We start from the raw sequence: 10,637 nt of genomic DNA on the forward strand, positions 1-10,637 counted from the left end.
CATGCCTTTCAGCCCGATCCCCGAACTGCTCGAGGAAATCCGCAACGGCCGCATGGTCGTCATCGTGGACGACGAAGACCGCGAGAACGAAGGCGACCTGATCATGGCCGCCGAACTCGTGCGGCCGCAGGACATCAACTTCATGGTCACGCATGCGCGCGGCCTGGTGTGTTTGTCGCTCACGCGCGAGCGCTGCCGCCAGCTCGGCCTGCCGCCGATGGTGCGCGACAACACCTCGCCGCACCACACCAACTTCACGGTCAGCATCGAAGCCGCCGAAGGGGTGACCACGGGCATCAGCGCCTACGATCGCGCGCATACCGTGCGCACGGCGGTGCGGCCGGACGCATCGGCGAGCGATCTCTCGCAGCCCGGCCACATCTTCCCGCTGCAGGCGCAGCCGGGTGGCGTGCTCAACCGCGCGGGCCACACCGAAGCGGCGAGCGATCTGGCGCTGCTCGCCGGCCTGGAACCCGCCGGCGTGCTGGTGGAGATCCTCAATCCCGACGGCAGCATGGCGCGCCGGCCCGAACTGGAAGCCTTCGCCGCCGAGCACGGGCTGAAGATCGGCTCGATCGAGGAGCTGATCCGTTACCGTCTCGAGACCGAGCACACCATCGAGCGCGTGGATGCGCGCGAGATCGAGACCGAGCACGGCCCGTTCGAGCTGTTCACCTACCGCGACCGCCTGAGCCACGCGCTGCATTTCGCATTGCGCCGCGGCGAGCCGGACGTCGCCACGCCGACGCTGGTCCGCGTGCACGTGCAGAATCCGCTGGCCGACGCATTGCACTGGCGGCGCCCGGACTTCGGCCCAGCCGTGGGAGACGTGCTGAAGGCGATCGCCGCCGAAGGCCGCGGCGCGCTGGTGCTGCTGGCCGACCACGCCGATGCCGACGCGCTGCTGGCGCGCATCCGCGCCCCCCAGCATGCCGACGAAGCCGGAGCGGGCCGCGGCCACGCGCTCGCCGAATGGCGACGCAACGGCGCCGGCGGCCAGATCCTCGCCGACCTCGGCCTGGGCAAGCTGCGCGTGCTGGGCACGCCGCGCAAGCAGATCGGCCTGGCGGGGTTCGGGCTCGAGGTCGTCGAGTACGTCGAGATCTCGCACTGACCCCGCCGTCGGCCCGCGCCCGCCGCCCTTACCCGGGGTGGCGGGCCGGTCGGGTAAACTTCCCGCCCTTCACGAAGAACGCCCCATGACCCACTACGAAGGCGACCTGCGCAGCCCCCCAGGCGCGCGTTTCGCGATCATCGCCAGCCGCTGGAACCCGCGCATCACCGATACGCTGGTCGCCGGCGCGCGCAAGACCTTCGCCGAAAACGGCGTGGACGAGTCGGCAGTCGATGTCATCCGCGTGCCCGGCGCGTGGGAAATCCCGGTTGTCGCCACGCGGCTGGCCAAGGCCGGCCGGCATGCGGCGGTGGTCGCGCTGGGCTGCGTCGTGCGTGGCGACACGCGTCATTACGAGCAGGTCGCCGACGGGTGTTCCGACGGCCTGATGCGCGTGCAGCTGGATTACGGCCTGCCGGTCGCCAACGGCGTGCTGGCCGTGGAGCGCCACGAGGATGCCGAGGCCCGCGCCGGCGGCACGCACGGCAACAAGGGCGAGGAAGCGGCGCTGGCCGCACTTGAAATGAGTCACCTGCTGGGGCAACTGCCATGAACCGTCGTCGTCCGGATGGAATCGATCCCGTTGCCCGTTCGCGTGCGCGTCGCCGCGCGCTGCAGGCCGTCTATGCGTGGCAGATGTCCGGTTCGAGCGCGCGCGACGTGATCGGCCAGTTCGCGCACGAACAGGCCAAGGAGCAGGCGGACCTGGAGTATTTCGAAGACCTCGTGCGCGGCGTCGAAGCGAACGTCGAGTCGCTGGACGACGCGCTCAAGCCGTTCCTGGATCGCGACATCGAGCAGGTCGACGCGATCGAACGCGCCGCGCTTCGCATCGCCGCGTACGAACTGCGCATGCGTCCGGACGTGCCCTATCGCGTGGTCATCAACGAGGCCATCGAAAGCGTGAAGCGCTTCGGCGCCGAGCACGGGCACACCTACGTCAACGGCGTGCTCGACCACGCCGCCGCCGACTGGCGCGCGGTCGAAGTGAAGGCACCGCGGCCGCGATGACGCCGCACGGCCGCGACGCTGGCAACGCATCGCGGCCGCAACGTTCCACCGCGTTGCATCGGAGCATGTCGTGACACAGCCGCATTCCGATGCCCCCGAATTCGACCTGATCGAACGCATCCGTCGCCGCGTGCATTCGCGCGACGATGTCGTGCTCGGCATTGGCGACGACGCCGCGCTGCTGAAGGTCCCGGCAGGGCAGCTACTCGTCGTCGCCATGGACACGCTTAATGCCGGCGTGCATTTCCCCGGCGACACCGCAGCCGCCGACGTCGGCTGGAAATCGCTCGCGGTGAACCTGTCCGACCTCGCCGCAATGGGCGCCGCCCCGGCGTGGTGCACGTTGTCGCTTTCGCTGCCCGATGGCGACACGCGCTGGGTGGACGGCTTCCTCGACGGCTTCCTCGAACTCGCCCGCGCGCAGGACGTCGCGCTGGTGGGCGGCGACACCACGCGCGGCCCGCTGTCGATCAGCGTGACGGTGCACGGATTCGTCGCGCCGGGACGCGCGCTTCGTCGCGATGCGGCGCGTGTCGACGACGACGTCTGGGTCAGCGGCACGCCCGGCGATGCCGCCGGCGCGCTCGTGCAATGGCGCGCGGGCACGGTGCGCGATGCCTTCCTGCGTTCGCGCCTGGATCGCCCGACGCCGCGCCTGACGCTTGGCGCCGCGTTGGCGGATGTCGCGAACGCCTGCATCGACGTATCGGACGGCCTGCTCGCCGACCTCGCGCACGTATGTCGCGCGAGCAAGGTCGGCGCGCGCATCGAACTCGACCGGCTGCCGATGTCCGACGCGCTGCGTGCCGCGTTCGACGAAGCCCATCGCCAAACGCTGCAGGCGACCGGTGGCGACGATTACGAACTGTGTTTCACCGCGTCGCCCGATCTGCGCGACGAAATCGAACGCATCGCGCGCGAGACCGGCACGCCGGTTACGCGGATCGGATGCATCGAGGCAGGCGAGGGCGTGCGCGCCTTCGACGCGCGTGGGCGGCTGTGGCAACCCGGGCGCGCCGGCTACCAGCACTTCGCCTGACTGCGGCGTAAGATCGGCCCACCGGCCGCCGGACGCCCATCGCCGGTCCCGCCTTTCGCCAAGGAGGTCCCGCGTGGAAACGAGGTTCCTGATCGGCATGCTGTTCTTCATCGTGCCGACGGTGCTGCTGGCCATCGGCTTCTGGGTGCAGCGCAGGCGCGGGAAGACCGGCAGCAACTGGGGCGCGGTGCTGCTGGTCATCCTGTGCTGGGTGGTCGGCATGATGCTCGTGATGCGCAAGCTCGACCAGTTCCTCTGACGGGCGCGCTCAGTCGGGCAGCAGCTTGCCCGGATTGAGGATGCCGTCCGGATCGAACGCCGCCTTCACCGCGCGCATCATCGCGAGCGTCGGCGCGTCGATCGCCTGCGGCATGAATTCGCGCTTGGCCAGGCCGATGCCGTGCTCGCCCGACAGCGTGCCGCCCAGCGAGAGCGTCAACGCGAACACGCGCGCCATCGCCGCATGCGCGCGTGCGCTCTGCGCGTCGTCGTCGGGGTGATACAGCAGGTTGACGTGCAGGTTGCCGTTGCCCGCATGGCCGAAGCAGACGATGGGTAGGTCGAACTCGCGCGAGAGCGCATGCACGCCGTCGACGAGTTGCGGGATGCGCGAGACCGGCACCACGACGTCTTCGTTGATCTTACCGGGCGCGAGCGTGCGCAGCGACGGCGAAAGCGCCTTGCGCGCGGCCCAGAGCTTTTCGCGCGTGGCGTCGTCGGCGGCGTCGTCCAGCGAGACCAGGCCCTCGCCGTCGGCGGCGCGCATCAGGGCCTCGATGTCGTGCGGCAGCGTCTGCGCATCGCCATCGGCTTCGATCATCAGCAGCGCGCCGGCGTCGCGTGGGAGATCGGCGCCGCCAACGTCGCGCGCCAGCCGCACCGCATCGGCATCCATGAACTCCAGCATCGAAGGCGTAACGGGCTGCGCCATCAGCCGCGCGACGGCCTGCGCGGCGAATGACACATCGCGATAGATCGCCCGCAATGCGCGTCGCGATTGCGGCGACGGTGTGAGGCGCAGGCTGGCCTCGACGATCAGCGCCAGCGTGCCCTCGCTGCCGACGAGCAGGCGTTGGAGGTCGTAACCGGTCGCGCCCTTCGTCGTCGCGGTGCCGCAATGGATGAGGTCGCCCGTGCCGGTGACGGCCGTGAGCGCGAGCACGTTGTCGCGCGTGGCGCCGTACTTCACCGCGCGCGGGCCGCCGGCGTTGCAGGCGAGGTTGCCGCCGACACTGCTGTAGCCGGCGCTGGTCGGATCCGGTGGCCAGAAAAGGCCGTGCGGTTTCAACGCGGCCTGCAGGTCGCCGTTGAGCACACCCGGTTCGACGACCGCGCAGCGATCGCCGGGCCGGATGTCGAGGATGCGGTTCATGCGTTCGAACGAGACCACCACGCCGCCCGCGACGGGCACTGCGGCGCCGGTCGTGTTGGTGCCACGACCGCGCGCGATCACCGGCACGCGCGCCGCGCGGCAAGCCCGCACCAGACCGACGACCTGCTCGCACGTGGTCGGCAGCGCCACCGCATCGGGCAGCGCCTGTCGCCGCGAGTTGTCGAAGGCGTAGGTGAGGCGTTCGCTCTCGTCGGTGCGCCAGCCGTCGCCGAGCAGGGATCGAAGTTCGGAATCGAGCGTGGTCGGCAACGGCGTCATGGACGCGAGGATACCGCCCGTCGCAGCGCGAGGCCCGCCGCAGCGAGCGCCGCGCAAGGCAGCCACACCCAGCGCGCTTCCGAGGCCATCACGGCCACACCGCGGGCGCTGAAGAAGCCGCTTCCGATGGGCGACACGGCGATGGGCTGCCACGGCGCGAACACGCGCGCATCCGACCACGGCCACCACAGCGCAACGCCGAGGCCGCCATTGGTGAGCGAATCGAGCAGCGGATGCGAGGCCGTGCATGCGAACAGCCACAGCGCGGCGATCCAGGGCCGAGTCTGCAGCGGCCGGTGCAACAACGCGCCCAGCGCGGCCAGCACGCCTGCGAACAACAGTGAATGGCTCGCACCGCGATGGCCAAAGTCGTCCGCATAGGCGATGCCAAGCTTGAAGGCGACGACATCGGCATCGGGCAGCATCGCGGCGAGCATGCCCGCCGCGATCAGCCTTGGCGGCAGCCTTCGCGTGCCGCAGGCGATCCCGACCGCCAGCGGCACCACGGCATGCGTGAAGATCGTCGGCACGTCAGCGCCCGCGCCGGCGCCATGCGCGGATGCCGAATACCGCGAGTGCTGCGGCCAGCCACAACGGCCACAGGTAGGCGATGCCGACGATGAGATCGAGCCCGAGTCGCCCGCCCCGGGCCAGCGCGTCCCGGATGCGCGCGAAAAAGCCCGGTCCTTCGCGGCGCATCGCGACGTCCAGATCGGGCCGTTCGGTTCGACGAAGCTGCGGCGGCTGGTGCACCGCCAGCCCGATCCGCGCGAACGCGATCCGGTCTTCAAGTTCGGCGCGGGCGACGGTCGCTTCATCGCGCTGCGCCTGCGCATCCGCGCGCGCGCCGAGGGCGTCCGCCTTCTCGCCGGTCTTGCCAGGCGCGCTGGCGACCTGCGCCAACGCCGCCTGCGCATCCTGGTGCCGCGCGAAGGCGAGTTGCTGGCGCAGCAGATCGAACTGCGCATCGGTCGCCTCGAAGCTGCGCGAATCGAGGAACTCGATCTCCCCGGCGAGGGCGCGGAGGAATTCCTGCGTGCGCTCGCTGGGAACGCGAACCGTCAGCACGCCTTGCGTCGTGTACGTCGACAATTCGACGCGCATCCCGTCGCGACCGGTATGCGTGCGCGTCTGGTCCACTTCGGTGCGGATGTCGTTGCGCTCGACGAAGCCACCGTGTTTCGCGACGAGATCCTCGATCGAGAGCGCCGAGCGGTACACGTCGCGCACGCCGAAGGCGACGCTGGCCGTTCGGATGAAGCGCCGTCCGGCCATGGCCTGCGTGTTCGCCGCCGACTGGAGTTGCGCCTGCATGTCGGGCGGCGAGAGCGCCTTGGCCGGAGCAGGCGGCGCTGCGGCGCGGGCCGGCCTCTCCGAGAGGTTCGCGTGGACGAGCTCCGCCGAAGCCTCCGCTGCCTCTTCCTTGCGGGAACACCCCGCCAGCACCAACGTCCATGCACAGACCAGTAAGGCCGTACGGATCACCGTTCGCATCATCGTCCCCTGATTGCGTCGTGGAATTGCGCGACCCGATGCCGCGCCTCATGACGAACGCGCGTGCGCGCGGAGCGGGGTTGGCGGATCTTGGCCTAGACGTCGTCCGCGCGGAAGGCGTCCTTCACCCAGGTGAGGCGCGGCGATGCCGGATCGCCGTCGGCCTCGACCACATCGAAGCGACAGTGGGCGTTTGCGTGCTTCGGGTGGTGCGCGAGGAAGGCGCTCGCGGCCTGCACGAGCTTGCGGCGTTTATGCACGTCGACCGAGGCCGCTCCCCCGCCGAAGCGGGCATCGCGCCGGTAGCGCACCTCGACGAACACCAGCGTGCCGCCGTCGAGCATGACCAGGTCGAGTTCGCCGAAGCGGTAGTTCGCGTTGGCCGCTACGTCGCGGAGTCCGGCGCGGCTCAGGTACGCGCGCGAGGCGGCCTCGACCGCCGCGCCGCGGGAACGGCGATCAGCGGTTGGACGCATCCGCGAGCGCGGTCGGCAGTCCCGAACTGAAGGTCGACCACGACGGCGTGCGCTGCACGTTGCCGAAGCCGTCCAGGCGCAGCGTGCCGGTCGCGCCGTCGATGTGGCCGTCGGCGGTGGTCGCAAGCCGCTGCAGGTAGGCGGTGATCTGCCAGGCGTCGAAACCGAACGCGAACAGGCGCGCGGCCGGACCCTTGGCGTTGTTGAGCTGCGAACCGGCAATTGCCGCCGGCGGCAGGCCGGGAACGCCGCGCGTGGTCCAGGTTTCGGTCGGGAACGCGATGCCGTCGAGCACGCGGTCTTCGTCCGCCTTGCCGGTACCGGACAGCAGTTGCGAGGTCGCCACGCGCGGCTTGCCGGCCAGGCCCGCGAGCGCGAGCTTGGGCATCAGCAGGCGCGCGCTGCTGCCCTTCACCGCGAGGAACACCGCGTCCACGCCGCCTTCCTTCTGCGCGAAGGGAATGAAATCGGACGTGCCTTCGCCCGCGACGTCGGTCACCGTCGCACCGCGCGCCACCAGCCGATCGCGCAGGCTTGCGACAGCGCGCTGCTGCGTGTCGTCGACGCCCGCCACCATGAGCACGCGCTTGGCGCCCAGCGCCAGCAGGCGTTCGGCGGCCGCGTTGCCTTCGTCTTCCGGCGACAGCGAGAAGCTCGCATTTCCCGCCGGCGGTTCGCCGTCGCCGCGATTGAGCGCGAGCACCGGCACCTGCAGCGTGCCCTTGGCGAACAGTGCGTTGACCTCGTCGCGGCCGAGCGGGCCGACGACGAAATCATTGCCTTCCAGCGCGGCGCGGTCGTATGCGGCGAGCGCGCCACCGGGCGTGCCGGCGGTGTCGTAGAAGCTCACGTCGGGGCGGCGGCGCGGCTCGCCGTAGTAGCCGGCGAGGAAACCGTCGCGCACCGGCGCGGCCGCGACGGCGAGATTGCCCGACATCGGCAGCAGCACCGCGAGCTTCACCGGCGGGCGATAGCCATCGTGCTCGGCAGCGGGTCGGCCGGCCGCATCGAAGTTCCAGCCGGTGCGGTCGAACGCGCGCGGCAGGGGCAGGCCGCGGCGCAGCAGCGCCTGGGCGGCGTGGTTGTACAGCGGATCGCCCGCGGCCAGCGACGCGGCTTCGCGCGAGAGGGTGGCGTTGTCGAGCGCGGACAGCAGGCGCTCGATCTCGCGATCGTTCGCGCTGCGCGCCGCGCCGGTGAGGGCGGCGCCGTTGCGCGCGAGCTCGCCGGCCTGCGCGATCGTCGGGTTGCGGCTCTGCTGGGAATTCGTGGTGCCGGTCGTGGCTACGGTCGCGCAACCGCCCAGCAGCATGGCGCCCAGCGCCGCCGCACACATCCACGTCATCGTCCAGCGGTTGGAAGCTCGGATCATCTGCATGCAATGCCGCGACGCGGCGTTCCTGAGGGACCGGTTAGGATTCTACCCGGCCCCACCGCAGACGCACGATGCACACGTCCCAGCCCCCCACAGGCGGCACGAAATCTCCCGGCACGCTTCACGTGGTCGCCACGCCCATCGGCAACCTGGGCGATCTATCCGCCCGCGCGCTGGAAACGCTGAAGACGGTCGACGCGATCTGCGCCGAAGACACGCGCCATACGCGCCAGCTGCTCTCGCACTTCGGACTGGAGCGCCCGCTGATCGCGCTGCACGAACACAACGAGGACGCGCAGGCGGCGCAGCTGGTCGCGCGCCTGCAAGCGGGAGAAAGCTTCGCGCTGGTGTCCGACGCCGGCACACCGCTGGTGAGCGATCCGGGCTTCCGCCTCGTTCGTGCCGCGCGCGCGGCGGGATTGCGCGTGTCCCCCGTGCCGGGCGCCTGCGCGGCGATTGCGGCGTTGAGTGTCGCGGGCATGCCGAGCGACCGGTTCGTGTTCGAAGGATTCCTGCCGGCCAAGGCGTCGGCGCGTCGCGAGCGGCTCTCCCGCCTCACCGGCGAAGTGCGCACGCTGATCTTCTACGAGTCCGCGCACCGCATCGAGGAATCGCTGGACGACCTCGTCGCTGCGTTCGGCGAAGCACGCCGCGGCACCATCGCGCGCGAACTGACGAAGCTGTTCGAAACCGTCCTCGACGGAACCCTGGCCGACTTGCGCCAGCGCGTCGGTGCCGATGCCAATCAGCGCAAGGGCGAGTTCGTCCTGATCGTCGAAGGCGCCGGCGAAGACGCCGATGCCGCCGTCGCCGAAGGCAAGCGCCTGTACGCCAGGCTCACCGAATACCTCAAGCCCTCGCAGGCGGCCAAGCTCGCCGCCGAGCTGAGCGGCGCGCCGCGGAAGGCGTTGTACGGCGCGGAGGAGTAAGGCGGGAAGAGGTACTCCCAACGGTGATGGGGCGGACGCATGGATTCCCGCCTTCGCGGGAATGACAGCAAACGAGTGTGACCCCTCGTGCAGCCATCGGAGCGTTAGCCCCCTTTAGTAAAGGGGGCGCGCCGGCAGGCGCGGGGAATTGGAGGTCGTGAGCCGGGGCCCGAAGTTTTGCTTCAGCAAAACTTTGGGGGCAATTCGCTGCGAAGCAGTAGAATGCCGGCGCGGAGTCGGCCAGGCAGTCGCGTCATCCGGAAGGATGCCGAGGAAAGTCCGGGCTCCACAGGGCACGGTGCCAGGTAACGCCTGGGCGGCGAGAGCCGACGGAAAGTGCAACAGAGAGCAGACCGCCGAACGGCGTCGCAAGACGTGCGTGGTAAGGGTGAAACGGTGCGGTAAGAGCGCACCGCGAGTCCGGCAACGGACCGGCACGGCAAACCCCACCGGGAGCAAAACCAAATAGGGAGACTATGCCGCGGCCCGCGGTGTCTCCGGGTAGGTTGCTTGAGCGTCGCGGTGACGCGGCGCCTAGAGGAATGACTGTCCACGACAGAACCCGGCTTATCGGCCGACTTCGCGCTTTTTCTCTCCGCTTCGCGGCTTCGAAAAAGCCCCAAAGTTTCGCCGCGGCGTTGCCGCGGCAAAACTTCGGGCCCCGGCTCGATGCCCCCAAATCCCCGCGCCTGCCGGCGCGCGCCCCCTTTACTAAAAGGGGGCTGATCCCCCCGAGTGGGGATCAACGGGGTTCTTAGGTCCCGGGAATCGATCGGCGGATCTCGATCGGTAGCGCAAATGGACGGCTGGTGCTGCGGCGCAGCATCGGCCTTTCGCTTTTGCGGCCTGGGTCGCGCAGGTGGGCGGCATACGTGTCCAGTCTCAAAATTTGAGACGAAACAATGGGTAGTGGATAAGTCTTGAACAAACCTGTGAAGTTCTTCGCAAGTCATTGACCGGACAGGTGAATTTGCCTCCCGAAACTTGTTGACAACCCTGTGGGGCGTGCCTAAGGTGGGCATCTGAGGGAAAACCGGGTTTTTTGTGGTTTTCCAGGATCAAGCCGCCCGCCTAGAGGCGGCCCCAACAGGTGAGCAATGTTCCAGGGCGAGACCGCCATCACGATCGACGACAAGGGCCGGTTGGCGGTACCCACCGTCTACCGCGATGCCGTCGCGCGCGAGTGCGAAAACCGCCTGGTCATCACCTACAACCCCTTCGAGTCCGGCTCGCTGTACCTCTACCCGCATGCCGCGTGGGAGCGGCTGCGCGATCAGGTCAATGCGCTGCCCAAGGCCAAGGCGGTCAACCGCAGCATGCAGCTCAAGCTCGTGGGCGCCGCGGCGTTCGTCGAGCTCGACGGCAACGGACGCATCAGCATCCCGGCCAGCCACCGCAGCGCGGTGGGCATCGAGAAGAAGGCCGTGCTGCTGGGCATGGGCGACAAGTTCGAACTGTGGAGCGAGCAGGCGCACCACGCGCAGATCCGTCAGACGATTTCTGACGCGGATCTGAGCGAGGAGCTGCTCGACCTTCAGCTGTGACGGT

Annotated in this window: 12 protein-coding genes and 1 other RNA gene; 8 read left to right on the forward strand and 5 right to left on the reverse strand. The window is 69.5% G+C overall.

Annotation, left to right across the window (positions count from 1 at the left end; translation table 11 throughout):
• Position 1: 1 nt before the first annotated feature.
• The 5 genes from ribB (at position 2) to GOY17_RS03810 (ending at position 3,423) form a co-directional block, all read left to right on the forward strand.
• Entirely contained in the window at positions 2-1,114 is a 1,113-nt protein-coding gene (ribB, locus tag GOY17_RS03790; RefSeq protein ID WP_157029393.1) for a 3,4-dihydroxy-2-butanone-4-phosphate synthase, read from the forward strand.
• Between the two features lie 85 nt (positions 1,115-1,199).
• A complete protein-coding gene (gene ribH / locus GOY17_RS03795; protein ID WP_157029394.1) occupies positions 1,200-1,667 on the forward strand; it encodes a 6,7-dimethyl-8-ribityllumazine synthase in 468 nt (155 codons plus the stop codon).
• Complete coding sequence (gene nusB, locus GOY17_RS03800; RefSeq protein ID WP_115841404.1) at positions 1,664-2,125, forward strand: transcription antitermination factor NusB; 462 nt, start codon at positions 1,664-1,666, stop codon at positions 2,123-2,125. Before ribH ends, nusB begins: the two co-directional genes overlap by 4 nt.
• Positions 2,126-2,195: 70 nt before the next feature.
• The gene (gene thiL, locus GOY17_RS03805; RefSeq protein ID WP_157029395.1) at positions 2,196-3,164 is read left to right on the forward strand and encodes a thiamine-phosphate kinase; all 969 of its coding nucleotides are present in this window, start codon (positions 2,196-2,198) and stop codon (positions 3,162-3,164) included.
• Between the two features lie 73 nt (positions 3,165-3,237).
• Positions 3,238-3,423 carry a hypothetical protein gene (locus GOY17_RS03810; protein ID WP_115841406.1) on the forward strand — a complete coding sequence of 62 codons (186 nt, stop codon included), beginning with the start codon at positions 3,238-3,240 and terminating at the stop codon, positions 3,421-3,423.
• A 9-nt stretch (positions 3,424-3,432) separates the two neighbouring features.
• Here the strand turns inward: GOY17_RS03810 and GOY17_RS03815 are convergent, their stop codons facing one another.
• From GOY17_RS03815 to GOY17_RS03835, 5 genes are all read right to left on the reverse strand, one after another.
• Positions 3,433-4,815 carry an FAD-binding oxidoreductase gene (locus tag GOY17_RS03815; RefSeq protein ID WP_157029396.1) on the reverse strand — a complete coding sequence of 461 codons (1,383 nt, stop codon included), beginning with the start codon at positions 4,813-4,815 and terminating at the stop codon, positions 3,433-3,435.
• Positions 4,812-5,345: a metal-dependent hydrolase gene (locus tag GOY17_RS03820; protein ID WP_157029397.1), complete on the reverse strand. Its 534-nt coding sequence runs from the start codon at positions 5,343-5,345 to the stop codon at positions 4,812-4,814. The genes GOY17_RS03815 and GOY17_RS03820 overlap by 4 nt, the downstream gene beginning before the upstream one ends.
• A 1-nt stretch (position 5,346) precedes the next feature.
• A complete protein-coding gene (locus GOY17_RS03825; protein ID WP_198173809.1) occupies positions 5,347-6,309 on the reverse strand; it encodes a DUF4349 domain-containing protein in 963 nt (320 codons plus the stop codon).
• A gap of 95 nt (positions 6,310-6,404) precedes the next feature.
• Positions 6,405-6,785, reverse strand: coding sequence for a YraN family protein (locus GOY17_RS03830; RefSeq protein WP_157029399.1), 381 nt, complete (start codon positions 6,783-6,785; stop codon positions 6,405-6,407).
• The gene (locus GOY17_RS03835) at positions 6,769-8,157 is read right to left on the reverse strand and encodes a penicillin-binding protein activator (protein ID WP_232338520.1); all 1,389 of its coding nucleotides are present in this window, start codon (positions 8,155-8,157) and stop codon (positions 6,769-6,771) included. The genes GOY17_RS03830 and GOY17_RS03835 overlap by 17 nt, the downstream gene beginning before the upstream one ends.
• A 74-nt stretch (positions 8,158-8,231) precedes the next feature.
• On the opposite strand from GOY17_RS03835, the gene rsmI reads away from it, so the two are divergent.
• From rsmI to mraZ, 3 genes are all read left to right on the forward strand, one after another.
• Entirely contained in the window at positions 8,232-9,089 is an 858-nt protein-coding gene (gene rsmI / locus GOY17_RS03840; RefSeq protein WP_157029401.1) for a 16S rRNA (cytidine(1402)-2'-O)-methyltransferase, read from the forward strand.
• A 232-nt stretch (positions 9,090-9,321) separates the two neighbouring features.
• Positions 9,322-9,675, forward strand: an RNA gene (gene rnpB, locus GOY17_RS03845) — RNase P RNA component class A.
• Positions 9,676-10,186: 511 nt separating this feature from the next.
• Positions 10,187-10,633, forward strand: a complete 447-nt coding sequence (mraZ, locus tag GOY17_RS03850; protein WP_115841413.1) for a division/cell wall cluster transcriptional repressor MraZ — start codon at positions 10,187-10,189, stop codon at positions 10,631-10,633.
• The last annotated feature ends 4 nt before the right edge of the window (positions 10,634-10,637 follow it).

It is taken from the genome of Lysobacter soli (genome assembly GCF_009755585.1).
Classification (GTDB): Bacteria; Pseudomonadota; Gammaproteobacteria; order Xanthomonadales; family Xanthomonadaceae; genus Lysobacter_J; species Lysobacter_J soli.

Bases quoted from the DNA above. Each gene is read 5' to 3' on its own strand.
- ribB (WP_157029393.1), top strand. From the start codon at position 2: ATGCCTTTCAGCCCGATCCCCGAACTGCTCGAGGAAATCCGCAACGGC.
- ribH (WP_157029394.1), top strand. From the start codon at position 1,200: ATGACCCACTACGAAGGCGACCTGCGCAGCCCCCCAGGCGCGCGTTTC.
- nusB (WP_115841404.1), top strand. From the start codon at position 1,664: ATGAACCGTCGTCGTCCGGATGGAATCGATCCCGTTGCCCGTTCGCGT.
- GOY17_RS03815 (WP_157029396.1), bottom strand. From the start codon at position 4,815: ATGACGCCGTTGCCGACCACGCTCGATTCCGAACTTCGATCCCTGCTC.
- GOY17_RS03825 (WP_198173809.1), bottom strand. From the start codon at position 6,309: ATGCGAACGGTGATCCGTACGGCCTTACTGGTCTGTGCATGGACGTTG.
- GOY17_RS03830 (WP_157029399.1), bottom strand. From the start codon at position 6,785: ATGCGTCCAACCGCTGATCGCCGTTCCCGCGGCGCGGCGGTCGAGGCC.
- GOY17_RS03835 (WP_232338520.1), bottom strand. From the start codon at position 8,157: ATGATCCGAGCTTCCAACCGCTGGACGATGACGTGGATGTGTGCGGCG.
- rsmI (WP_157029401.1), top strand. From the start codon at position 8,232: ATGCACACGTCCCAGCCCCCCACAGGCGGCACGAAATCTCCCGGCACG.
- mraZ (WP_115841413.1), top strand. From the start codon at position 10,187: ATGTTCCAGGGCGAGACCGCCATCACGATCGACGACAAGGGCCGGTTG.